Below are 20,826 nucleotides of genomic sequence, written 5' to 3'. Positions count from 1 at the left end.
GAGAGCGGCCGACGGTTGCCGTGCGGCGGATGTCGGGGGTCTCTGCGTGCCCGAGTAAGGGCATCGAGTACGTTTCACCAGATGAAAACGCAGACTGAAATATCTGTAGAGATCAGGCTGATCAACGAGCCTGAGTCCGTCATCTGGAAGGGAAAGCGAGGTGTAGTGCACTACGACTACGAACTGCTCGATGGCGGTGCCCTCGCAGTGAAGGCGACGGTCTACCAAGGGAAGGGCGACGCGATGACCTGGCATAAAGGGGTGTCGACCATCTACGGTCCGGCGGCTTGGCTGGAAGTCCGCCGGACGGACGCGAAGAAGGCTTAGCTCCCTCCGCCGACTTGCTCGCGTTGCCGCTTGCGGGCAAGGCCCTTGGCGTCCGTCAGCTCACGGATGCGGGCCTGGTAGTCGCGGACGCGCGCGTTCGCCCGGCGGCGTGCCGCGTCGTTCATGGCCGCAGCGCTCCGGCGTTTCCAGGCGCGTACCTGCCGCTCCAGGTAGCGCTGGTGCTGGGTGTCCTCGTAGGTGGCGCCGTGCGGGTGCGGGGGCGCCTGCGGGCGCCTGGTCACACCGGGCAGGAACGCGCTCAGCGCGTGCCGGCAGTTCGGGTGGAAGAGCCCTGCGGCGCGCGCCGCAACGAGCGACCCGGCGACGTGCACCACGACGGTGCGCCCGTCCTCGACTGCGTGCTCCACACGCAGCGCCTGCGGCCCGGAAGGACCGGAGAGGGTGAGGACTTCCCCCTCCCAGGGCGCGCACAGTGGGCACTCCAGCGGGGCGGCTGACACGACGACCAGGCCCACGCCGACCTCGGCCAGGGCATCCACGTGGCCCTCGACGGCGGCGCGCGCGGTGATGGAGCGGACGGCCATCTCGGCGTACGCGGCCATGTCCCAGCGGCGCCCGGCCCGGTCCACGAACCCGGTGATCCCCCGGTGGGCGAAGGCGTCGAGTGCCCGCTGGCTGGCCTGGCGCCGCGTGACGGCTCCGAGCAGCACACCGCCGGACACCCGGGCGACGATCGCCCGGTAGGCGTCCACCACCGCGCGCGTGATCCGCACGTACAGCGGGCGCGAGTCCTGCGCCATCGACGCGGCCAGCCGGTCCACGGCCGGGGCGCCGGGCAGCGTCGCGCGGGCCACCAAGCTCCGGCCGATGTCCACCGCGCCGAGTTCGGCGACGGCGGCCTGGCGGCCACGCGTGTACGCCTCGATCAGCGCGCGCCGTACGGCGCCGTCGGCATCCTGCTGGAGCGCGTCAGCGACGCGTTCGACGGCCTCGCGGAGGTTCCCGACCGCGGCGAGCTTCAGCTCCGCCCAGCGAGGCGACTCGATGTCCGCCTCCAAGGCGGCGGCGAGCTTCTCCAGGAGCACGGTCTCCGCGTCGTCGTACAGGCGCCGGACCTCAGCCGCGAGGTCCTCCGCCATCGCCGGGGACACCGGCATGGGGCACCCCCTCGGCTCCGGTCTCGAAGGGGTCGGCGACGGCGCGGCCGGACTCACCGAGGATCTCGTCGACCTCCTTGCGGACCTGCTTGTCGTCCCAGTCGGGGTGCATCATCCGCACGAGGGTGTCCGTGGAGGCGGCCTCTGCGCGGCGCAGCAGCTCGGCCGTGGTCGCCAGCTCGCCAAGTCCTTCGGACACACTGTCCTGGAACTCCACCTTCGGCGGGGCCAGGTCCAGGCCGCGGACGCCGAACCGCGGCCCGGCCTCCACAGCGAGCTGCGCGGCCGTCGCGCTGGCGAGCGCGGGGTCGAAGTACAGAGTCTTGCGGGAGCGGGTGATGTCCGAGCGCCGCTCGCGGGCCTTGATCTCCGTGGCGGTGACGGCCTGGCCCTCGCCGTGGTCGCCGAAGGTGGAGGCGGAGTATCCGGCCTGGCGGGCGGCCTCCGCCGCGAGGGCGGCGCAGGTCTCCTTGTGCTCCTGGACGCGGATCTCGAACTGCACGACCGTGAGCGGGTTGGGGTCGCCGGGCCGCTGGAGCATGTTCAGCCCGCTGTAGAGCCGCCGCTCCTCCGACCAGGCGGCGCCCTGCCCGGGGCCAAGGGACTCCAGCATCGAGTTCGGCACGACCACGCGGCCCTTGCCGTTGATGATGTCCCGCATCCACGACGACCAGACCTCATCCAGAGCGTCCATGACCGGCTCGATGCCCTGGAAGTCGGACTGCCCCCAGTACGCGGCGGCGGGGAGGTGCCTCCACGCGCGGGCCGGGCGCACGTTGGGCGCGTAGGAGGCGGTCAGGTGCTTCGGCGCCCCCGTGTCGATCCAGTCGTCCTGGGTGATGAACGGCGCGATGCCCTCGGTGGCCGGTAGGTCTTGGAGCGGCCGCCGCTTGCCGAGCATGCCGGGAGTGCCGGCGTACAGGCCGTGCAGGATGCGGCCCTTCTCGTGCCGTTCCAGGTGCCGCCACACGGTCTGGCCGTCGACGTGCACGACGGTCCAGAACGTCACGGCCCGCAGGTGCCCGTAGGAGAACTCCGGCACGGCCGAGTCAGCCGCGACCGCGGACAGCCAGGGCCGGTCGCTGACCTCCTCGTCCCAGACCACCCGCAGGTACGCGCCGCCGAGTGCCGCGCACAGCTCCCCGGCCTCCAGCAGCGTCGGGTGGAGCCCCTCCTCCACGATCTCGTCGAGGCGCTTCTGGGTGGTGTCGTTGGCGCCGGTGAGGGCGGGCGGCTCGGAGAAGAGGAGGGCCGAGCTGGTGCGCGCGATGTCGCCCGCGAGCGGGATGTGGATCTTCTCGCGCTGCTGGCCGGGCGGTGTGGGCTGGCCCCAGAACCAGCGCGCGACCCGGCCGACCACGCCGCCGCGCATCTGCGCCGGACGGTTCTCGGGGAGTTCGCGCAGTCCGCGGTTGAGGTAGCGGTCGCCGAGCCGGTCGGGGTCGGCGGAGTACCAGGCGTCCCAGTCGGCGAGGGCGTTCTGGACGGTGGGGTCGGTGGGCGGCCAGGCGATGTCCCGGTCAGGCAGAGGCATCGGGCACCTCCTCGAGGTCGCTCGCCCGCGCGACCGCGTCCGCGAGGTCGCGCAGCAGCGCGGGCAAGGCCTCGCGCATCTGGGGCCACGTGTCGCCTTCGGCTTCACCAACGACAGCGTCTGGTTGTCCGACGGTGCGCAGGACGACTTCGACTCTCACGCGGCCACCTCCAGAGCGAGCGGGATGTGGGGCCGCCACAGGGCCTCGGTCGTACGCACGCCGTAGCGCAGGGCGTCGCACGAGTGGTCGTCTACCTTGATCGGGGCGTCCTCGCCCTTCTCCGCTTTCTCGTCGTCCCAGGAGTAGCCGGGCAGCTCGTCGATAAGCCCGGTGCAGGACCGGTGGATGCGCAGCCGGTCGGCGGCGAGCAGCGAGGCGACGGTGCGGATGCCGTCCAGGACGGTGTTCTCCGCCGGGACGACGCCCGGAGTGTTGTCGCGGTGGAGCTGCTCGATGAATGAGGCGGCCGACGGGTCCACGACGGTGAACTCCGGTCGCACGCCGTGCCCCGCGAGCCAAGCGCGGCGCGCGGCGGAGTACTCGGCGTCCGTCATCTGCCGCCGCGCGGTGCGGGAGTCGTGCCGGTACTCGGACACGACGTAGAGCCGCTGGTCCGCGCCGAGCCCGATCAACAGGTCGGCGAAGGGGTTGACGGTGCCGTAGTCGATCGCGTCGCACAGCCAGCGCGTGATCATGGGGACCTGGTCCACGACGTGGATCGACGAGTCGAAGGCCTCGTAGATCGCGCCCTCGGACATCACCCAGTGCCCCAGGATGTACCGGCGGTACCAGAGGCCGGTGAACGCGGCCTTCATGCGGGCCACGTACTCCGGACTCAGCGCCGGGTTGTCCTCCAGGGTGAAGTGCCAGGTGCGGATCCCGAGTTCAGCGGCCCTGTTCAGCCACTCCTTCTTCGCCCAGTGGCCCGGGTTGTCCGGGTTGGTCGTGGCGAAGATCAGGGCGCCGGGCACCGACTGGCGGTCGATGAGCCGCTTGAAGAACTCCTTCGGGAGCAGCGTCAGCTCGTCGATGTAGGCGCCGGCGCCCGTCAGGCCACGCAGGCGGGCTTCGGCCTTGGCGTCGTTGGCGGTGATGACCTCGATCTTCCGGCCGAGAATCCAGGCGATCGGGGCGCCGCGGGTGTAGCGGACGTGCTTGGCGGCGTCGCCGAAGATGCTCGGGTCCTGGAGGGGCTCGAAGACGTTGCGGCCGACGGTGTCGTAGGTCTTGCCGACGACGACCAGGGCACCGCCGCGCGGGGCGGTGACGACGTACATCAGCCAGCGGAGCAGGCTCGCGATGGTCTTGCCGGACCGTACGGAGCCTTCCCAGACGTTCAACCAGGCCGTGGAATGGGCGATGGACCGCGCTTGCTTCTCGGAGAGCTGGGCGTCAGCCGTCGCCATGCTGGTTCCGGAGCCGGTCGAACAGCGACGTCAGCAGCGAGCCGACTTCGCCGGAGCCGTCCTCGTCCTTGGGCGGGACCAGGCGCAGCGACTTGTCCACGGCGATGCCGATGCCGCGCAGGATGTGGACGGCCTCGGCGTTCGGCGGGGTCGGGAAGGTGTGCTCGGCGTACTCGTTGTCCTTGCCGCCGAAGGAGTAGACGGTGCAGGGCTGGCGGAGGCGGGCGCGGAGCTGCTCGGCGTCGTCCTGGAGGAGTTCGGCGAAGCGGGCGCGGCGGTCGGCGAGGTCGGCCTGGCGAACCTCGGTGGCGGCGCGGACTTCGGCGGCGCGGGCGAAGGAGAGTCCGAGGTCCTTGGCGATGGCGCTGATCGTGCGTCCGGAGCGGCCGAGTTCGGCGGCGATCTCGTTGCGGCCCTTGCCCGCGGCGTGCAGCTCGCGGACGCGCTGGCGGTCCTGGTCGGTGACGGGGCGGGCCTTGCCCATGGGGGCCACCTCCCCGGACGTGCGGGGGCCCGGCCGCGCGGGGGCGGGGCCGGGCCGGTTGGTGCGTGGTCAGCGGCGGCGGAAGAGGCAGATCAGGGCGGAGCGGTCGCCGGAGAGGGCTTTCCCTTCGGCGGCGCACATGTTGTAGAGGGCCCAGCCTTCGGCTTCGATGGCTTCGATCTGTTCGCCGACGCCCGTCATGACGCCCGTGGTGCGGTGGCTGACGTTCGCCTCAATGATCTTGAAGGTGAGGACCTGCCTGCCCTGCTGGTAGGCCTTCTGAGCTTCCCGCGTGGCGACCTCGGCCTTGGCCTGGTTCATGAACCCCATGCGTACCCCCCTGGTACCGATGGTGAAGGTGGTGTGAGGGGTTCAGGGTTTCAGCGAGGCGCAGCCGTGCGTGTGGTTGTCGCTGTTCCGTGACATGACGAAGGCCCGCACTCGGCGGGCCCATCTGTATCCGGGCACGCCGGACTTGCCACCTATGATCCATGGCCGGTCAGGCGTTGGCAAGCGTCCTCACGGCACTACCGGTGCCTGCACTGCAACAACCCGCAGTGCTTAAAGGTCAGTTGAGCCCCAAACCTGCGTCTCGCTGTGAGTACTATCGATCCCGTTCCGCCTGTTCCTCCGCACCCACTTCGCTTCCCTCATGACTGGGGGAGGCGAGGCGCCCTGATCAGCCGGTCGGGGATGTCACCGGAGGGACGGGAGGATGCATGGTGAGATCGGACGAGCAAGAGTCGCAACGGCACTGGTCTGCCCCTGAACGATGGCAGGTGGGCCTTGCTGCGGCGGCGCTGCTGGTGGCGATCATCGCCGTCGTGGGGCAGTTCGTCCGGTAGGGCGCCCACGCACGAGGCCGTCGCGGCCGAGGCTTGCGGTACGCAGCGAGCCCGGTCTCTCCGTTGGCGACCGGGCTCGTGAACTACTGCGGCGGAGGCTCGACCTGGCGGCAACCGGGTCGGGCCCTTCGTCGTAGATGGCGTGTGGGGTGTCGGTACGACTGTCAGCCATCGAACCATCGAACCACCGAGCCATCTAGACAACGGAACAGTACAGCAAGGTGAATTGAGAGGCAGGGCCCTGAATTACTAAAAAGCAGCGGCTGTGCCCTCACTTCCTGTACCCCCGTCGACTGGCCAGTGCCATAGTGGCCGTCTCGCCGTACCAACGATTAACCCCCCCCTCGACATCGTCCGGCTCCGGCCAGCGGCCGCGCGTCCGGTCCGCGCGTATCGTGCCCGCGCTGATGCCGGCGGCATCAGCGATCTCGCGCGCGGTGTACAAGCGGCGCGGCTCCAGTGCGACGGCTGGACGGGCTACGTGGTTGTACACGAAGGTCTCGATGTGCCAGGGGGAGTAAGCCTTGTACCGGCCGCGCTTGCCGATCGCGTCGGGCCAGGCGGGATGCTGCGCCCAGCTCTTCGTCACGGTGTGGATGCTCACCCCGTACTTTTCGGCGATCTCGGGGGCGGTGAGGGTGGATCGGTCTACCATGGTGGGGAGGCTCCTTTGTGGAGTTTTCAACTGGTGGGGCCGACGCTCTCTCACCCCAGCTTGCTGGGACACGGCGTCGGCCCCGTTTGTCTGTGCGGGGCTCGGGGAGGAGAGGGTGCCCGCCCCGGGCTGGCTGCACGAGGCGGGCGGTGCGGCTAGGACTCGTCGAGGTCGAATCCGAAGTTGTCGACCTCGCCGCTCTCGATCAGCTCGGCGAGGGCGCCGAAGCGTTCGAGCGCGTACTCGGCGATGTCGAGCCGCCAGGGAGCGGGTCCGGCGATCTTTCGGAGGACCAGGATCTCGTAGGCGGTGAACCATTCGAGGATCAGGTCCCTGTACACGATCTTGGCGTGTTCGGAGATCGGTTCGTCATCGATCAGGGCGCGGGCCCGGTTGAGGCTGAGGACTGCCTCGGGGGCCATCGTCGTCTCGGTGACGAGTTCCGGTACGACCACCGGGATGGGAAGCTCTGCCAGGAACTCGCGCACGAGGTACGTGGCTCCGAGCGTGGCCTCCATCAGGATGGTGGTCCGCTCTTCTTCGTCATGGTCAGCCATGACGTTCTCCTCTCTGGAATTTTCAACTGGCTGCCAGGTCCGGGGCTCTCACCCCCCGGCCCGACACATCTAACTTTACAGCAGTGGGTTCTAGTTTTGCAACGCCCTTAGGGTGGGAAACGGGGACGCCCCCCGACTGGCTGCCGGGGGGCGTTCGCTAGGTCAGTCCGCCTGGCTTGCGAGCCAGGCTCCGAGGCTCACCAGTGCCTCCCTCGCGTATATGAGGTTGGCTCCCGCTCCTTCGGCCCGGGTCTCGACCCAGTTCGCGGCGCACAGGCCGTACAGGTCCATCGCCGCCAGGAGGTGGATGCAGCCGGTGAAGAGCTGCGCTTCCTGGGTCTCGCCCATCGGCTGATCCTTGGCCAGCTTCGCCACCCGCCGGATTGCGGGAATGGCGTCGGTCGCCGGGATGTGCTGGTCGGTCGGGAGGCCAATCGGCACGGGGAGCATCTGGCAGACGTCGACCAGGATCGAGTAGACCACCGAGATAGTGGCGGCGAGCGCCTCCATGATCTCGTCTTCGCGGTCAGCCATGGTGACTGTCCTCTCTGTGGAGTTTTCAACTGGTTGTTGTCGGTTCGGGCTCTCACCCCCGCCTCGACGCATCTAACTTTACAGCACTAAGTTCTATATTTGCAACACCAGGCTTGAGGGAATGGGCAGCACACACCGCCCCCATAACCCCAGGTCAGACCCTCTCGAAGCCCTTCAGCTCCCCGTCATCCCCAACGATCGCTACCAGCTCGGCTCCCGCCAACCTCTCGCGGGGGATGCCCGTCTCCGCGACGAGCCGCTCCACCGGCACGCGCTCAGGGTCGGTGTGGTCGCGGTCGGAGGTCGTCAGCTCAGCCTGGTCCCCGAACAACAGCAGGACCTTGACGTTCACGCGCTCGCTCATGAAGTGAGCCTCTCTCAGCGGCCCGGCGGGTAGTGCCCGCCGCGCTCCGGGTCGTACACGGTCTCGAACCTCGGGTCCGGCTCCGGCTCACCCTCCGGCGGGCCGGGCGGGGGCGGCGGCACGGGGATGCCCCGGGACTGCTCTGCCACGATGGTGCTCCTGTCTCTTCGCGGGATGGGACCGGGGCGGCCGGACGGCTGCCAAGCGACGGCCGCCCCGGTGGGTAGATGGCCCGGTAGACACCGGGGAGATCGCGGTAGATGGCGCGGTAGACATGCAGGTCAGACACCGGTAGACGGCACGGAAGACGTCTCCTGGGCGGCATCCGGGGAGGGGGCCTCAAGAGCGGTCCGCCGCACCCCCCACGTCGGCACCCCACGAACCTTCACGTTGCGGTCCACCGGGACGCCCAGGCGCTCCAGCCGCAGGCGCATATCCGTGACCGTGCGGCCCTCCCACTGACCGTGCTCCTGGAGGTGCGCCAGGACGGTGCGCAGGTGCACCGCCGAGCCCCCCTTCATCAGCTCCAGTAGCAGCCCCCGAAGGGCCTCCCGCTCCGCCTCCGCGCGGTCCTTCGGAGCGGCACCGCGCTGGTCATCACCGCGACGCCAGGCCAGCCAGCACCACAGGGCAGTGAGCGGGGCGAGCAGCAGCGGGAGCGCGCGCACCATCAGGCACGCGACGAACAGCGCTCCGGCGAGGCCGCTGGCGCGCGCGACGGGCCCGAGCGCGGCCCGCCAACCGTCAAGGTCATCGCGGCGCCCGCGCGCCACCCACACGGCCGCGCGCTCCCACAGGTGGTTCGCCACGGCGGCGGAGCCGGTGCTCAGCCGCTCAGCCGCGCCCGCGCGAGCATCCCTGTCCAGGCGTAGTCGGTTCACCGGCTCTCCCCGCCCTTGCTGAGCAGCGCACGGCCCTCGGCGCCGATCCAGTTGACGGTGTCAGGCCACCAGCCGAGCAGCGAGGCGACGCCCGGCAGGAAGCCGAGCACCGCGAAGCTCACGGCGCCGCCGACGATGCGCCTCTTGTCCTGCTTGCCGGACGAGCGGAACAGCACGATCACGCCGAGCAGGAGCAGCGCGGTGACCACGCCGCCTGGCTCCGTGAGCACTCCCATGCGACCGGTGGGCATCGCGTCGCTGCCGCGCGTCCCGGTGGCGGTGGACACGCCCTTGGAGCCCGCGGAGGAGAACAGGCCAGCCACGCGCGCCGCGCTCCAGCCGAGCGCACCGCCCACGCAGATGGTTGCCAGGGAGCCGAGGCCGGCCCCGGAGGCGTACGGCAACAGGGCCTTGGGGTCGCGGCCTCCCTTCCACCAGGGCCTGATGTTGAGCCAGAGGATGCCGAGGGCGACGGCGACGCCACCGAGGTTGACGGTCGCGGTCACCGGTCGACCCCCGTCAGGAACCAGACCGGGTCGTACCAGTCGAGGACGCCGAGGCCGCCGACGAGCGCGGTGATGCTGATGAGGCGGGTGAGCCAGCGTCGGCGGTTCCAGTCGAGGGCGACGGCGACGGCCAGGGCGAGGGCGGCGGTGCTGTAGGCGGCGCCGACTCCCGCGTCATCGCGCATGGAGTGCAGGGTCACGGCCCAGCCGGTGACCATGCTCCAGCCGCCGAAGACCGGCACGAGGGCGACGGCGCCCGCGGTGAGGGTGTGCAGGGGGCGCAGGTGTCCCCACAGCCAGGACCAGTCCCGCCGGGCCTGGTGCTGCTCGTGGTCGGTAATGGGCTGGTCGACGGTGACGCGCACGTCCACGTCCACGGCCGCGGGCTCCGGGGCGGGTGCCGGGGACGGGGTGGCGTGGTCGTCGAGGATGTCGTCGAGCCAGTCCCGGGGCCGGGGTGGGGTGCCGTGGGGGCGGTGGGCGGGCGCGGGCGGGAGTTGGGCGTCGGGGCCGACGCCGTGCCGGAGCAGGTGCTGGCGGACGCGGCGTTCGTCCGGTCCGGGGGTGGAAGTGGGCATGGGGTCCCCAGGTCATGAGGGCGCGGCTGTGCGACAGGCCGCGCGCGGAGGGCGGCGGTCGTTCAGGCGCTGATGGCGACGGGGGCCGGAGGGAGCTGGGCGAGGCGCGGCTCGTACTGCTCAACCTCGGCGCGGAGTTGCCCGCGGATCACGCCGTCGGAGGGCGACTCGAAGCCTGCGGCGACGATGGCGGCGCGCATGGCCTTGGTGCCGGGGCGGAGGCCGTTGTCGTAGAGCGGGCGGATGGCCGCGCACCGGGGGTCGCTGTACGTGATCGGCTTCGGCGCGGTCGCGGTCGCGGTCGCGGACGCGGGCTCGGGCTCCTCGGCAGACTCGGACGGGGCGACGGGGGTCGTCACGGGCTGCGCCTGGGTGCTGACGGGCGTCACGCGCACGGGCGTCGCGGCGAGGTGCAGCAGGTGGCCGAGCACGAGCGGCGGGATGCACGAGACGGCGACGACCAGCCACACGGGCGGGCGCGGCTCGGCGGTCCAGTGCCCGGTCACGAACATGTGGGACACAGGCTGGGCAGACATGGCGGTCGCCAGGGACAGCCAGGCGCCGAGGACGGCGGAGGTCTTGCCGGGGGCGCCCTTGGGGCGCTTGCTGGCGACGGCGGCGGCGATGCCTGCGTAGGCGGCGAGGACGCCGGCCATGCCCCAGGCGAGGGTGTCGTTCCAGCCTGCGAGCTTGCCGAGGTGGTGCTCGCCGGGGGCGCACATGATCATGACCCAGGCGGCGACGACGGGGCGTCCGATGTCGGTGAGGAGGGAGACCCAGCGCGGGGTTGGGGTGTCGTACGTGGTGGTGGGCGCACTAGTGTGCAGCTCAGCCATAGGAGGTCACTCTCCTGTGGTTAGAGCCCTGGCCGGACCCGGAATGTCCTTGGCCGGGGCTCGCTTCGTTGGAGGTGACGCCCTACGGGGGGCATCTGCCGTCACGACGGTACCGCGCGGTGCGCGGGTGGTGCTACGGGTTCAACGGGGGGGCGGGGTGTGACGGGCGTCGCGAAGGTGCTGTGCCAGCAGGCCGGGGAAGTCTGTTAACGGCGCCCGTAGTCCGAAGGCGACTTACCTAGCCGCCAGGTAGGCGGCTTGTGCCCGCGCATGGATTCCTCGGCCGCCGCGTCTGAGAGAGCTTCTCGCTCCTCGCGCTCAGCGGTGCGCTGCGCCTGGTTGTTCGAGCTCTTGGCCTGAGCTTTGAACAAGCAGGCGAGGTGAAACACACGGTGTCGGCGCGATGTCTTGGTGACTTGGCCGGGCTTGATGAGCGTGTTGCAGTAGGCGCAGCGGGGTGGCTTCACCGGGTTGGTTCGTGTGACGCGCGAGGTGTTGGTGCCGCCACGTACCAAACCGGCAAGAACCTGATCTTTGGCCATCCGAACCCCCAGGGACACGCGACTCAGCACCTCATATTCGCTCGAACTGGCGTACTCTGCACTGCCTTTGCAGAAGGCAGCCTCGAATCCAATGGACGGATCCCGTCACGCCACGTCGTCCGCTACGGTCTCCGTCCACGTCCGGCCGCAGTCCTCACAGGACACAACCGGCGGTGCGCCGTCCCCTCCCTCGACGACGAGCTGCCCGCCGCACGGCGCCGGGCACGGCTCCGGCACAGCCTCCCTGCGCCGCTCCTCGCCGAGGGTGCGCCGGATCAACTCCGCGCCCATCGCCGCGACCCGCGCGACGGCCTGCTGCTCGCCGTCGTCCAGCGCGCGGAACGGGCCCGGCGCCACGCGCACCCGCAGCGCCAACCACTCCGCGGCGGCCGGCGCGTCCCGCTGGCCCGTGAAGCGCCACCGCCGGGGATCCGCGCCGTCGCGCGCGGCGAGGAGCGCGACCTGGCGGTGAAGCTCGTCCCCCCAGCCGCGGCCCGTCGCGGCCGTCACGACGGGCCGCTGCACGCGCGACGCGAGCCAGTCCGCGGTCGTGATGAGGCCCTGCTCGATGGTCGTCATGACGTCCAGGACGTCGATGTCGACGGGCGCCGGGCGCGGGCCGGGGGCGTCCGGGTTGGTGTCAGCGCGCTCTTCGGCGAGGGCCTGGCGCTGCTCGTCGTCGAGGATGCGGGCGATGCCCATGGCGGGGGGCCAAGTCGTAGTCGGGCGGGTGCCGGCTGCTTCTTCGAGGGCGGTCCAGCGTTCGGTGATGGTGTCGAGGTCGTCGGCTGCGGCCACGGAGCTGCTCCTGTGGTGTGTGGGGCGGTACGGTGATCGGCAGCACGGGGTGCGCGCCCTGGTCCGGGAAGACGTTGCGGCGCGCGCCCCTCTTGGTGCTCAGGCGTCGACTGGGGTCTCGTCGAGGACGGCTCGGATGTGAGCGACGGCGTGCCGGATCCCGGCGAGTGCAGTGGGGTTCTTGTTGCGCGCGTCGCTATCGAGGGCGTCGCAAGCTGCGCGCACGCGCTTGATGACGGCCTCGGCGCGCTGCCGGGCCTGGTGCGGGGTGAGGGCGCCGGGGGCGACGCGTTGGAGGACGAACGCGAACCGCTGGGGGTCCTCGCCCACCTTCACCTGCATCTCGATGGGGGTCTCGGTGTAGTTCGGGGTGTCGCCGAGCATGGCGCGGGCGGCGCCGACCCAGTGGGCGACCATCTCGCGGGCGGGCTCGATCTCCATGGACATCCCGTCGCGGAAGTCGGCGGCGCGGAGGGCGGTCTCCTCGAGCTGCTTCTGAATCCAGCGCTCGCGGGCCTCGGCGTCGCGGCCGCCAAGCTCGGCGAGCAGCGCGTCCCGCTCGTCGTACAGCGCGTCGAGGGCGTCGCTGGTGATCGTGTCGACGGTGTGCCGCTCGCTCATCGCTTCCTCCAGGACGCGTGAGTCCAGTGGGCGAAGGGGAGGCCGGCCGTGACGACGACCAGGACGACGAAGGCGACAACGTCGATCACGTGAGCGCCCCCTCCCACTCGGCGAGGCGCGCACTGGCCTCGGCGTGAGCCGCGGTGAGGTGCTCGTGGTCGCGGAGCAGGTCCTGGAGGGCGTTCCAGTGGCGCGCGGCCTGGACGTACAGCTCACGTTCACCAGCGGTGGCGAAGCGGCCGGGCACGGGCGTGAGGCCGGTCGTGAAGCGCATGGCCCGGATCTCGTCGAGCCGCTCCGGCGCGAGCTGCTCGCGCATCGCGCGCGTGGCTGCGGGGCGAACCGGTTCCGGTTCCTGGTTCCTGGCGGGGTTGGACATGGGTGCCTCCGGTGTGGTGCCGGGGGCGGGTCCCTGCGTGGGGGCCCTGTCCGTGGTGGTGTGGGGTTAGAACGGGGGCTGGTTGGTGGTGGGTCCTTCGACGGCCCAGGGGTCGTCTTGGGGCGGGGCCTGGCGGTGCTGCTGCTGTGGCGCGGCGGGTCGCTGTTGCCCGCCACTCTGCTGCTGAGTGCTCGCCTTCGTCACGGACGCGGTGGCGTACGCGAGGTTCGGGCCGATGCTGCGGATGGTGAGCGATGGCTGGGAGTGCTTCTGGCCGTCCTTCTCCCAGGACTCGGTTCGGAGGTCGCCGGTGACGAGGACCTCCATGCCCTTGGCGAGGGTCTCCGCGATGTGCTCGGCGAGGTGTTCCCAGGCGGTTCCGCGAATCCAGAAGGTGTCGCCGTCGACCCATTCACCGCGGTCGTCGCGGCGGCGGGAGTTGAAAGCGAGGCGGATGGTCACGACGGCCTTCTGGGATTGGGTGAAGCGGAGTTCGGGGTCGTCGACGAGGCGTCCGACGCCCGTCATGGTGGGCAGAGACAAGGTCGTTTCTCCTTCGGTTGGTGGATCAGCCGGTTGCGCCGGTTGGGCTGTAGCCGCGGATGTCGGTGTCGATGGGGGTGTAGGGGACCCAGGGCCAGGAGCCGCGCTGGCCCTGCCGGAGGAAGGGCGGGAACTGGCGGTCGTCGCGGAGTCCGCGCCAGGGGACGAGGCGGCGGGCGCGGTCCTCGTCGGCGCTCTTCTCGTCCTCGACGGGCCGGAGGCCGAAGCCGAATTCGGGCCAGCGCAGCCACAAGGACGAGCCTGCGGGGCGGAGGGCGCGGGGGCCGAAGCCGCTGCCGTGCGGGGCGTGCGCTTCGAGGACCATCGCGCAGTTCGCTGTGGTGCGGGCCTCGTTCAACGCGGTCGTGACGCGGCGGGCGTGATCCTCCGAGGAGGGGTCGCCGGTGTGGAGCTGGTAGATGGGGCCGATCACGAGCAGGTCGGGCATGACGGTCTCCACGCGACGCATCAGCCACGCGCGGCCCTGGGCCTTGGTGAGGTCGACGCCTTCGGGGCGGCAGTCGATGTGGATCTGTCCCCGCTTGACGGGCATGTGGGCGCGGGCGGCGGCGTTCATCAGCGGCCGGTAGTGGCGCCGGTTCTGGGGCTCGCTGTTCTCGCAGTCGAGGACGAGGACCTTCTGGGGGCCGTACTCGCTGGTGTTGATGGTGAACGGGTTGACCCCGGCCGCGGTGGCGACGGCGATCTGCCGTAGGAGGACGCTCTTGCCGCCGCCCTCGCCCGCGGTCAGGATCAGCCGGTCGCCGTGCTCCAGGAGGCCGGGGATCACCCAGTCGTAGGTGTCCTGGACGGTGAGGAAGTCGTGCATGTCCGTCACGGGCGAGTCGTGGGCGGCGCGGCCTTGGTCGCGGACGTCGCGGGCGAGGGCGACGGCTTCCTCGGCGAGGTCGCCGGGGTCGCCGGCGGTCGGGTCGAAGCCGGACTGCATGATGCGGTGTCCGGTCTCGATGAGGGCGCGGCGTTGGGCGAGGCTGCGGATGATGCTCGCGTAGTGCTCGGCGTCGCTGGGGGCGAGGATGATCTGGCCGAGCTGGTGGATGTAGGGGGCGCCGCCGACCTTGGAGAGGGTTCCGGCGGCTCGGAGGGCGTTGGTGAGGGTGATGGGGTCGACGGGGTCGTTGCGGTCGATGAGGGCGCCCGCGGTGGCGTGGATGGTGGCGTGGGCGGGCCGGTAGAAGTCGGTGGGGGTGACGAGCTGGTGGACGCGGCGGGCGTCGCGGGCGGCGAAGAACAGGGTGGCGAGGTAGGCCTGTTCGGCGTCGAGGTCGTGGGGCTGGGTGCGGGCGAACAGGTCGTCGTCGGGCGCGTGGTCGTGCGTCATCAGAAGATCCCTCGTTCTGCGGGGTCGGTGTAGCGCGACGGCGTGGCGCCGGGGAGCGGCGGCTGGGTGGCGGGCGGGGTGGGGTCGGTCTCGTCGTCGTATCGCTCGCTGTTGAGCCAGGTCGCCGGGTAGGGGATGAAGCGGGGCTCGGTGTGTGCGGCGCGCCACTGTGCGGCGTGGCGGGTGGCGGCTGCGGTGATGGCGGCCGGGTCGGCGCCGCGCTTGAGGGCCCTGGCCCAGGCGTTGCGCGCGGCGCCCTTGGCGACGCGGCGGGGGTAGGCGGCCCAGAAGTCGTCGAAGCCTTCTGGGGTGGGTGGGGCTGGAGGGTGTGTATTAACACTCTCTGTATTTAGGGGTCCCGGATTCCGGGACACTGAGACCGGCTCAGTGTCCGGGTTTTCGGGACACTGAGGGGTCCGGCCGGTCTCAGTGTCCGGAGATTCGGGACACTGAGCGGCCGTGTCAGTGTCCTGGATTCCGGGACGCTGAGGAGCGTCAGTGTCCGGGTTCCCGGGACACTGAGACGTGGGGTCAGTGTCCGGGAATTCGGGACACTGAGCGGGGGCGAGAACCGCGACCCTGTACTTCGCGGCGGCGTTCTTCTGCCCGGCCGTGACCTTCTCCAGCACGCCCTTCGCCGTGAGCGCCTTCAGCGAGGCGTACAGGCCGGAGCGGGACACGTCCGCCCGGCGGAGGATCTTCGGGTCCTCGACACGGCTCCAGGTCGTGCGCGTCTCGTCGAGGGCGTCCTCCGCCAGCACCGCGAGGAGCAGCCGCTCCCGGTGCGTGAGCGTCGAGGGTGCGTGATCGAGCACCTCGACGTACAGGCGGTGTCCCACGTCCTGCCCTTCGGTCGATGGTTCTGGTGGTGCTGGTGGCCGTGGGCCCGGCGGCCGGTCTCATCCGCCAGGCCCACGGCGGTCTATCCGGCGCGGCCCTGCCCCTGCTTCAGGGCGAGGTCGAACCGCTGGGCGCCGGTCAGCCCGGCGACGATGCCTCTGCGCTGCACCCTGGCCAGGCCCTTCTCACGGGCCAGCGCCGCCGTCAGGCACTCGCCTCGCACGACGCAGGAGTGGCAGGTACTCAGCGCTTCCGCCCGGGTCTTGCCGGAGAAGAAGAGATCCGGGTCCTTGTCACGGCAGGCGGCTTTCAGCTCCCACTCCCGCGTCATGCCGCTACCGCCTTCACGTCGTCGACCCACGCCAGCGCGCGGTCATCGAGAACCTCGCGGGCCCGCGTGACGGCCACGTACGCCAGCCGGGCCTCCTCGCGGCGGACCGTCGCGAGCCCGGTGACGGGGTCCGGCGACGGGGCGCGGAAGTCCGTGTGGATCTGCACGCGCGGCCACTCGCGGCCCTTCGAGCGGTGCGCGGTCGACACGACGAGCTGCGCCTGGTCCTCTGCGACGAGCCGCTCGGTGGCAGCGACGACGGCCGCGGGGCCGTGGGTATCGACGAGGCGGACCAGGACGCGGAGGTCGGCGCCGTCGGCTTCTTCCTCGGCGTACTGGCGGACCGCGTCCCAGGAGGGGAAGCCGCACAGCTCCGGGTGGTCGGTGTCGTGCCCGGCCTGGAGCGCGGCGGCGGCCTCGGCGAGGCGCTTCATGTCGGAGCCGCCGCCGACGAGCGCCACGCGGACGCCGTGCGCGAGGGCGTCCAGGACGACCTCCATCGCGCCCGCGTTCGTCCGGCAGAGGACGGCGTCCGGATCAGCGAGCGGACCGAGGCGGGATTCGACCCGCTCGAAACCTTTCAGCCGCAGGGCCGTGCCCACGACGTATAGCCAGGCGTTCGCGGCCTCGGCGATGGCCGGGCCGAACCGGAACGACTGCGACAGGGTCAGCTCCTGGGCGCCGTCGGCCGCGAACTTCGCCAGCGCGTCGTTGGCGCCGCGCCACTCGTAGATCTGCTGGGCGGAGTCGCCGACGACGATGCGCTGCGCATGCTGCTGGGCCTGGACAACGGCCGCCAGGACGTCGTTCGTGTCCTGCGCCTCATCGAGGAGCACCACGTCGGTGTCCAGCTTCGGGCCGCCGAGCTGCCACATCTTCAGGTAGTGGTCGTGGGCGAACTTCAGGACGCCGTCGGGCTTGAGGAGGTCGCGCCAGGCGGCGCGGGCCACGGGCAGCACCAGCTCGGCGAGCTGTTGCACCGTGGCGGCCTTCTTCAGGCCCGGCTTGCGCGGGATGTGCCGGGCCGCGACCTCCGGGTCCGCCGAGTAGCACCAGGCGGCGATCGTCTCCAGCGCGTACCGCATGATCCGCTTCGACGGCATCGCGACGACCTCGCCGAGGTCGCCCGTGATCCGGGAGACGCCGGGGCCGATCAGGTCGGAGACACCGAGGAGCTGGGCGGCCCTGTGCGCGGTCTGGCGGGGGCCGTTGAGGCGGTGGGCGAAGTCCTTGCCGATCGCGCGGAAGGCGAGGCTGTGCGCCGTGGAGCACGAGGCGTTGCCGGGGAAGGACTTCTGTGCGTCGGCCGCGATGCTCTTGTTGTACGCGACGTACAGCATGCTCGCGCGCGGGTCCGCCTTCGCGATCATCTTCAGCGTGCTCGATTTGCCGCACCCGGCGCCGGCCTGGAGCACCAGGTCCGTGCCGTCGCCGTACGCGGCGATCGCTTCCGCCTGTTCTGGGGTGGGGTCCACCACTGGGGTGCACCTCCTTTCTGGGAAGGTGCGGGCCCGCCCCGCATGGGGGAAGTCGGGGCGGGCCCGCAGTCAGTGGCGGATCAGGCGGCGGACCGCTCGTCGTCCTCATCGAGGCCGTCGAGCATGGCCACGAAGTCGTCGGCGCCGTTCTCGCGCGCCGCGAAGTTTGTGATCGTGTCAAGCAGCGTCTTCGCCTCGGCGGCCGTCAGGTCGTTCGCCGACGGGACGTCACGGCCGACGATCAGCGACGTTGCGCGGAGGCGCTCGTCACGCCCCTTGAGGCCGAGCTGGTTGAAGGTCGCGTGCATGAGCCGCATCTGCGGAGGCGTGACGCGCTCGCTGTCCGGGGCGCCCGGCGCCTTTGCTGCGGCGGACTCCGACGGTTGCGGTGGCGAGGGCTGGCTCGTCGTGACGGGCGTCGCACCCAGCTTGACGGCCTGCCCGTACTCCCGGATCAGGTCCCCGAGTGTCGTCGGCTCCCCGGACTTCGGGTGCATGAGACCGGAGGCGAGGATGCCCCGCGCCTTCGCCCGGCCGTGCAGCTCCAGCGCCCGCTCGTACGTCAGGCCCTCGCCGACCAGCTCGTCCACGATGAGCTGCACCGGGTCGACGCCCTGCCCGAGCTGCTCCAGGATCAGCTCGGCGACGTCCTCCCCCGGGTGGTGGATGATCTGCCCGTTCAGCGGCTCGTAGCGGGTCTTCGTGACGGTGGCGGTGCCCTCCACCATGTCCATCACGACGTCCAGCTCGTACTCGGCGCCCTCACGCTGCACGGCCTTCACGCCGACCTTCGTGACCTTCTTGCCGTCGATCACGTAGTCGCCCTTGGTGCGCATCGTGACGATCAGGTGGCCCCGGAAGTTCAGCAGCGCGTCGAGCATCTCCTGCTCGATCGGGTTGCCGGTGCGCCAGCCGCCGAAGGTGCCTCCCGCGCCGCGCTGTGATCCGGCTTCTTCGACGATCTCCAGCAAGCCTCCCCGGCCGTTCCAGAAGTGGCTCCAGGAGTCGACGATGAGGACGGCGAGCCCGGCCTCCTCGGCGGCCCGGACGACCTTGATGAGGTCGCGGGGGTCGTGCCGGTCCATGGGCAGGTGGCCGAAGACGTGGCCGCCGAGTTCCGGCTTGCCGGGGACGACGGCGTACTTCAGGGCGGAGCCGCGCTCGGTGTCGGCGACGCCGATCTGTCCGCCCTGGGCGAGGCCCTCGGCGATGCGCAAGGCGGTCTTGGTCTTGCCGGACCCGGCCGGGCCCTGGAGCCCGATGCGGGCGCGGGCCTGCTCGCGGGTCGCGGGCTGGAAGGTGAAGGTCGTCATGACGTGCTCCGGGTGCGCTGACGGGGCGGGAAGAGAGGGGAAGGGGAGGCGGCGAAGAAGCGGAAGCGGTTCACGACGGCCATGGAGGCGCCGTAGGCCCGCCGCTTGCGCCGGAATGAGCCGTCGGTGTCCGTGGCCGTCCGCCGGTACTTGCCGGACAGGTCCTGCTCCACGGCGGTCGCCAGCTCCTCGGCGTACTCCTTGCGGACGGCGGCGAGGAGCGCGGCGGCGTCGTCGGGGCGGAGCGCACGGTCGCTGGTGAGCGCGCGGTACGCGGTGGTGTACGCGGTCACTCGTCGACCTCCCACTCCGCGGCCTCCCGGTCGAAACGGGTGAGGACGGTGATCGGGGTGACCGTGTAGCCGGTGGGCTGCTCCTGGCCGTTGATGACCAGGTACAGCTCCTCGGCGTCCTCGGTGTCGTCCGGGTCGGGCCCGTCGATGACCCAGCGGTGGGCCGGGGGCTCATCGGGCAGGCGCGAGGGGGTGACGAGCAGGGGGTCGTTCTTGGCCTTGTGGAGGCAGTGGGCGCGGGCCTGCTCGCGGTCGCTGTAGTGGGCGAGGGTGAACCCGTCGTCGTCGGCACGGAAGACGAGCGGCTCGGCGGCGCGGGTGGAACGCACCTCGGGCAGCGGGCAGTCGGGAGCGCTCATGCCGCCTCACCGCCCTCGCCCGTGACGGGCGTCGCCTTCGTCCTGACGGGCGTCAACGGGCCGATGTGCGCTACCACGTTCGCCAGCGAGCAGCGCTCCGGGCGGCCGTCCAGCGACAGCAGCGGCATCCCGTCCTCGGCCCGCTGGCCCTGGAAGAACCAGACGCCACCACGCGCGTCCCGCTGCGGGAGCGCCAAGTCGTACACGATCCCCCCGAGCCGGAACGGCCGCGCCGCGACCTCGCCCGCGCGGGCCCGCACCTGCGGCACGTCGTACGCCACGACGGACACGCGGACCCCGTCACGACGGCCCTCGCCGCACACCGCGTACGGCAATGGCCGCTCGCCGTCGTGCGTGATCCCGAAGTATTGCCGCCATTGCGCCCACTGGGCCTGATCCGTGATGTGCAACGCCACCAGGACGCGGTCGCCGTCCGTGTGGACGCTCTGGAACTCCGGGTGCTTACCGACGTGCTCCTCGATGGCGGCCGCGACCTGCCGGGCCCGCGCACAGGTCTCGTCCCAGGCGCGCGCCTGACGCTCCAGCTCCGTCACCTGCGGCTCACGGGACCACCCGCCGTCGGCCGTACGACGCAGGATGACGCCGTAGGACCGCTCCGGGTCGACCAGGAGCCGTGAGGCTTCCAGCGCGTGAGCGACGGTGGCCGCCGGGTCCGCGCCGCCGGAGGCGATGGCAGTGCGGATCACCTTCACGGCTGTGGGGAGGTTCGTGTTCACGCCGACACCTCCGCCGAGGCCAAGGCGCGCTGCATGCCCTTCATCGCGCGGTGCTGGATGGACTTCACCGCGTTGACCTGCTTGCCCATGCGGTCGGCCGTCTCCTGCACGGACAGCTCGTGGAGGAACCGGAGCCGGACGCACCGCTGCTGGGCCGGGGTGAGACTCCGCATCGCTGCCGCCACGGTCACAGCCGCCTCGGCGACGCTCAGCTCCCGCAGGACGGAGGCCTCGGTGCTGCGGTCCCGGGCGGCGTCGGTGTCGTGCATTCCGGCGACCGGGATCTCCCGCTGCACGCGGGGCTTCCGGACGTAGTCCAGGTGGAGGTTCTTCGCGATGATCGTCAGCCAGGCGGCGAAGTTGGTGCCGCGCCAGGCGAACGTCTCGATCTTGCGCAGCGCCCGCACGAAGACTTCCTGCGTGAGGTCCTCGGCCAGGTGCCGGTCGCGGGTCCGGTGGACGAGGTAGCGGTACACGTTCTCGCGGTGGGCGTTGTAGAGGAGGGCGAAGGCTTCGCGGTCCCCGGTGCGGGCCCGCCTGATCAGCTCGGGCTCCGCACCTCCCAGTGGGCTGATCTTGCCGATAAGCTGGTGTGACACGACCTGAATCTCCTTTGACGTAGGG

Annotated in this window: 30 protein-coding genes; 1 reads left to right on the top strand and 29 read right to left on the bottom strand. The window is 71.1% G+C overall.

Translation table 11 applies throughout. From position 1 onward, the window contains the following. Positions 1-81: 81 nt before the first annotated feature. Positions 82-327 carry a hypothetical protein gene (locus QK440_RS23555; protein ID WP_282795176.1) on the top strand — a complete coding sequence of 82 codons (246 nt, stop codon included), beginning with the start codon at positions 82-84 and terminating at the stop codon, positions 325-327. On the opposite strand, the gene QK440_RS23550 is transcribed toward QK440_RS23555, so the two are convergent. The 29 genes from QK440_RS23550 to QK440_RS23410 all read right to left on the bottom strand — a co-directional run bounded on the left by QK440_RS23550 (position 324) and on the right by QK440_RS23410 (position 20,801). After that, positions 324-1,445: a phage minor capsid protein gene (locus QK440_RS23550; RefSeq protein WP_282795175.1), complete on the bottom strand. Its 1,122-nt coding sequence runs from the start codon at positions 1,443-1,445 to the stop codon at positions 324-326. The two genes, QK440_RS23555 and QK440_RS23550, sit on opposite strands and share 4 nt — an antisense overlap. Continuing rightward, positions 1,405-2,979: a phage portal protein gene (locus QK440_RS23545; RefSeq protein ID WP_282795174.1), complete on the bottom strand. Its 1,575-nt coding sequence runs from the start codon at positions 2,977-2,979 to the stop codon at positions 1,405-1,407. Before QK440_RS23545 ends, QK440_RS23550 begins: the two co-directional genes overlap by 41 nt. Continuing rightward, the gene (locus QK440_RS23540; protein ID WP_282795173.1) at positions 2,966-3,139 is read right to left on the bottom strand and encodes a hypothetical protein; all 174 of its coding nucleotides are present in this window, start codon (positions 3,137-3,139) and stop codon (positions 2,966-2,968) included. The genes QK440_RS23545 and QK440_RS23540 overlap by 14 nt, the downstream gene beginning before the upstream one ends. Further along, positions 3,136-4,386 carry a PBSX family phage terminase large subunit gene (locus QK440_RS23535; RefSeq protein WP_282795172.1) on the bottom strand — a complete coding sequence of 417 codons (1,251 nt, stop codon included), beginning with the start codon at positions 4,384-4,386 and terminating at the stop codon, positions 3,136-3,138. The genes QK440_RS23540 and QK440_RS23535 overlap by 4 nt, the downstream gene beginning before the upstream one ends. Beyond that, positions 4,373-4,870: a helix-turn-helix domain-containing protein gene (locus QK440_RS23530; RefSeq protein WP_282795171.1), complete on the bottom strand. Its 498-nt coding sequence runs from the start codon at positions 4,868-4,870 to the stop codon at positions 4,373-4,375. The genes QK440_RS23535 and QK440_RS23530 overlap by 14 nt, the downstream gene beginning before the upstream one ends. A 69-nt stretch (positions 4,871-4,939) precedes the next feature. Continuing rightward, positions 4,940-5,191: a hypothetical protein gene (locus tag QK440_RS23525; RefSeq protein ID WP_282795170.1), complete on the bottom strand. Its 252-nt coding sequence runs from the start codon at positions 5,189-5,191 to the stop codon at positions 4,940-4,942. A gap of 795 nt (positions 5,192-5,986) precedes the next feature. Beyond that, positions 5,987-6,370 carry a hypothetical protein gene (locus QK440_RS23520; RefSeq protein ID WP_282795169.1) on the bottom strand — a complete coding sequence of 128 codons (384 nt, stop codon included), beginning with the start codon at positions 6,368-6,370 and terminating at the stop codon, positions 5,987-5,989. A 155-nt stretch (positions 6,371-6,525) separates the two neighbouring features. Further along, the gene (locus QK440_RS23515; protein WP_282795168.1) at positions 6,526-6,927 is read right to left on the bottom strand and encodes a hypothetical protein; all 402 of its coding nucleotides are present in this window, start codon (positions 6,925-6,927) and stop codon (positions 6,526-6,528) included. 162 nt (positions 6,928-7,089) lie between these two features. Beyond that, on the bottom strand, positions 7,090-7,461 hold the full coding sequence (locus tag QK440_RS23510; RefSeq protein WP_282795167.1) for a hypothetical protein: 372 nt from the start codon (positions 7,459-7,461) through the stop codon (positions 7,090-7,092). A 154-nt stretch (positions 7,462-7,615) separates the two neighbouring features. Further along, on the bottom strand, positions 7,616-7,825 hold the full coding sequence (locus tag QK440_RS23505; protein WP_282795166.1) for a hypothetical protein: 210 nt from the start codon (positions 7,823-7,825) through the stop codon (positions 7,616-7,618). A 14-nt stretch (positions 7,826-7,839) separates the two neighbouring features. After that, a complete protein-coding gene (locus QK440_RS23500) occupies positions 7,840-7,974 on the bottom strand; it encodes a hypothetical protein (protein ID WP_282795165.1) in 135 nt (44 codons plus the stop codon). A gap of 132 nt (positions 7,975-8,106) precedes the next feature. After that, positions 8,107-8,706 (bottom strand): hypothetical protein, encoded by a 600-nt coding sequence (locus tag QK440_RS23495; RefSeq protein ID WP_282795164.1) that lies wholly within the window; start codon positions 8,704-8,706, stop codon positions 8,107-8,109. Further along, a complete protein-coding gene (locus tag QK440_RS23490) occupies positions 8,703-9,212 on the bottom strand; it encodes a hypothetical protein (protein WP_282795163.1) in 510 nt (169 codons plus the stop codon). Before QK440_RS23490 ends, QK440_RS23495 begins: the two co-directional genes overlap by 4 nt. After that, the gene (locus QK440_RS23485) at positions 9,209-9,790 is read right to left on the bottom strand and encodes a hypothetical protein (protein WP_282795162.1); all 582 of its coding nucleotides are present in this window, start codon (positions 9,788-9,790) and stop codon (positions 9,209-9,211) included. The genes QK440_RS23490 and QK440_RS23485 overlap by 4 nt, the downstream gene beginning before the upstream one ends. Positions 9,791-9,852: 62 nt before the next feature. Beyond that, positions 9,853-10,626, bottom strand: coding sequence for a hypothetical protein (locus tag QK440_RS23480; RefSeq protein ID WP_282795161.1), 774 nt, complete (start codon positions 10,624-10,626; stop codon positions 9,853-9,855). Between the two features lie 206 nt (positions 10,627-10,832). Next, positions 10,833-11,168 carry a hypothetical protein gene (locus QK440_RS23475; protein ID WP_282795160.1) on the bottom strand — a complete coding sequence of 112 codons (336 nt, stop codon included), beginning with the start codon at positions 11,166-11,168 and terminating at the stop codon, positions 10,833-10,835. Between the two features lie 105 nt (positions 11,169-11,273). After that, positions 11,274-11,966, bottom strand: coding sequence for a hypothetical protein (locus QK440_RS23470; protein ID WP_282795159.1), 693 nt, complete (start codon positions 11,964-11,966; stop codon positions 11,274-11,276). Between the two features lie 99 nt (positions 11,967-12,065). Then, positions 12,066-12,587, bottom strand: coding sequence for a hypothetical protein (locus tag QK440_RS23465; RefSeq protein ID WP_282795158.1), 522 nt, complete (start codon positions 12,585-12,587; stop codon positions 12,066-12,068). Positions 12,588-12,672: 85 nt separating this feature from the next. Then, positions 12,673-12,966, bottom strand: a complete 294-nt coding sequence (locus QK440_RS23460; protein ID WP_282795157.1) for a hypothetical protein — start codon at positions 12,964-12,966, stop codon at positions 12,673-12,675. Between the two features lie 66 nt (positions 12,967-13,032). Continuing rightward, on the bottom strand, positions 13,033-13,509 hold the full coding sequence (gene ssb / locus QK440_RS23455) for a single-stranded DNA-binding protein (protein ID WP_282795156.1): 477 nt from the start codon (positions 13,507-13,509) through the stop codon (positions 13,033-13,035). A gap of 25 nt (positions 13,510-13,534) precedes the next feature. After that, positions 13,535-14,851 carry an AAA family ATPase gene (locus tag QK440_RS23450; protein ID WP_282795155.1) on the bottom strand — a complete coding sequence of 439 codons (1,317 nt, stop codon included), beginning with the start codon at positions 14,849-14,851 and terminating at the stop codon, positions 13,535-13,537. Beyond that, entirely contained in the window at positions 14,851-15,690 is an 840-nt protein-coding gene (locus tag QK440_RS23445) for a hypothetical protein (RefSeq protein ID WP_282795154.1), read from the bottom strand. The genes QK440_RS23450 and QK440_RS23445 overlap by 1 nt, the downstream gene beginning before the upstream one ends. A gap of 83 nt (positions 15,691-15,773) precedes the next feature. After that, positions 15,774-16,022, bottom strand: coding sequence for a WhiB family transcriptional regulator (locus tag QK440_RS23440; RefSeq protein ID WP_282795153.1), 249 nt, complete (start codon positions 16,020-16,022; stop codon positions 15,774-15,776). Continuing rightward, a complete protein-coding gene (locus QK440_RS23435) occupies positions 16,019-17,497 on the bottom strand; it encodes a UvrD-helicase domain-containing protein (RefSeq protein ID WP_282795152.1) in 1,479 nt (492 codons plus the stop codon). The genes QK440_RS23440 and QK440_RS23435 overlap by 4 nt, the downstream gene beginning before the upstream one ends. Positions 17,498-17,580: 83 nt before the next feature. Then, positions 17,581-18,813, bottom strand: coding sequence for an AAA family ATPase (locus QK440_RS23430; protein ID WP_282795151.1), 1,233 nt, complete (start codon positions 18,811-18,813; stop codon positions 17,581-17,583). Continuing rightward, positions 18,810-19,106: a hypothetical protein gene (locus tag QK440_RS23425; RefSeq protein ID WP_282795150.1), complete on the bottom strand. Its 297-nt coding sequence runs from the start codon at positions 19,104-19,106 to the stop codon at positions 18,810-18,812. Before QK440_RS23425 ends, QK440_RS23430 begins: the two co-directional genes overlap by 4 nt. After that, positions 19,103-19,465 (bottom strand): hypothetical protein, encoded by a 363-nt coding sequence (locus tag QK440_RS23420; RefSeq protein ID WP_282795149.1) that lies wholly within the window; start codon positions 19,463-19,465, stop codon positions 19,103-19,105. The genes QK440_RS23425 and QK440_RS23420 overlap by 4 nt, the downstream gene beginning before the upstream one ends. Further along, positions 19,462-20,202 carry a BN159_2729 family protein gene (locus tag QK440_RS23415; RefSeq protein WP_282795148.1) on the bottom strand — a complete coding sequence of 247 codons (741 nt, stop codon included), beginning with the start codon at positions 20,200-20,202 and terminating at the stop codon, positions 19,462-19,464. The genes QK440_RS23420 and QK440_RS23415 overlap by 4 nt, the downstream gene beginning before the upstream one ends. Then, positions 20,199-20,801 (bottom strand): sigma-70 family RNA polymerase sigma factor, encoded by a 603-nt coding sequence (locus QK440_RS23410; RefSeq protein ID WP_282795147.1) that lies wholly within the window; start codon positions 20,799-20,801, stop codon positions 20,199-20,201. The genes QK440_RS23415 and QK440_RS23410 overlap by 4 nt, the downstream gene beginning before the upstream one ends. Between the last annotated feature and the right edge of the window lie 25 nt (positions 20,802-20,826).

It is taken from the genome of Streptomyces sp. CC224B, assembly GCF_030010595.1.
GTDB lineage: Bacteria > Actinomycetota > Actinomycetes > Streptomycetales > Streptomycetaceae > Streptomyces > Streptomyces longispororuber.
Note: the sequence above shows the minus strand (reverse complement) of the source record. Positions and strands in the feature narration are given on the sequence as shown.

Excerpts from the sequence above, each read along its gene's own strand:
- QK440_RS23555 (WP_282795176.1), top strand. The coding sequence starts at position 82 with ATGAAAACGCAGACTGAAATATCTGTAGAGATCAGGCTGATCAACGAG.
- QK440_RS23550 (WP_282795175.1), bottom strand. The coding sequence starts at position 1,445 with ATGCCGGTGTCCCCGGCGATGGCGGAGGACCTCGCGGCTGAGGTCCGG.
- QK440_RS23545 (WP_282795174.1), bottom strand. The coding sequence starts at position 2,979 with ATGCCTCTGCCTGACCGGGACATCGCCTGGCCGCCCACCGACCCCACC.
- QK440_RS23535 (WP_282795172.1), bottom strand. The coding sequence starts at position 4,386 with ATGGCGACGGCTGACGCCCAGCTCTCCGAGAAGCAAGCGCGGTCCATC.
- QK440_RS23530 (WP_282795171.1), bottom strand. The coding sequence starts at position 4,870 with ATGGGCAAGGCCCGCCCCGTCACCGACCAGGACCGCCAGCGCGTCCGC.
- QK440_RS23525 (WP_282795170.1), bottom strand. The coding sequence starts at position 5,191 with ATGAACCAGGCCAAGGCCGAGGTCGCCACGCGGGAAGCTCAGAAGGCC.
- QK440_RS23520 (WP_282795169.1), bottom strand. The coding sequence starts at position 6,370 with ATGGTAGACCGATCCACCCTCACCGCCCCCGAGATCGCCGAAAAGTAC.
- QK440_RS23515 (WP_282795168.1), bottom strand. The coding sequence starts at position 6,927 with ATGGCTGACCATGACGAAGAAGAGCGGACCACCATCCTGATGGAGGCC.
- QK440_RS23510 (WP_282795167.1), bottom strand. The coding sequence starts at position 7,461 with ATGGCTGACCGCGAAGACGAGATCATGGAGGCGCTCGCCGCCACTATC.
- QK440_RS23505 (WP_282795166.1), bottom strand. The coding sequence starts at position 7,825 with ATGAGCGAGCGCGTGAACGTCAAGGTCCTGCTGTTGTTCGGGGACCAG.
- QK440_RS23485 (WP_282795162.1), bottom strand. The coding sequence starts at position 9,790 with ATGCCCACTTCCACCCCCGGACCGGACGAACGCCGCGTCCGCCAGCAC.
- QK440_RS23480 (WP_282795161.1), bottom strand. The coding sequence starts at position 10,626 with ATGGCTGAGCTGCACACTAGTGCGCCCACCACCACGTACGACACCCCA.
- QK440_RS23475 (WP_282795160.1), bottom strand. The coding sequence starts at position 11,168 with ATGGCCAAAGATCAGGTTCTTGCCGGTTTGGTACGTGGCGGCACCAAC.
- QK440_RS23465 (WP_282795158.1), bottom strand. The coding sequence starts at position 12,587 with ATGAGCGAGCGGCACACCGTCGACACGATCACCAGCGACGCCCTCGAC.
- QK440_RS23460 (WP_282795157.1), bottom strand. The coding sequence starts at position 12,966 with ATGTCCAACCCCGCCAGGAACCAGGAACCGGAACCGGTTCGCCCCGCA.
- QK440_RS23450 (WP_282795155.1), bottom strand. The coding sequence starts at position 14,851 with ATGACGCACGACCACGCGCCCGACGACGACCTGTTCGCCCGCACCCAG.
- QK440_RS23440 (WP_282795153.1), bottom strand. The coding sequence starts at position 16,022 with ATGACGCGGGAGTGGGAGCTGAAAGCCGCCTGCCGTGACAAGGACCCG.
- QK440_RS23430 (WP_282795151.1), bottom strand. The coding sequence starts at position 18,813 with ATGACGACCTTCACCTTCCAGCCCGCGACCCGCGAGCAGGCCCGCGCC.
- QK440_RS23420 (WP_282795149.1), bottom strand. The coding sequence starts at position 19,465 with ATGAGCGCTCCCGACTGCCCGCTGCCCGAGGTGCGTTCCACCCGCGCC.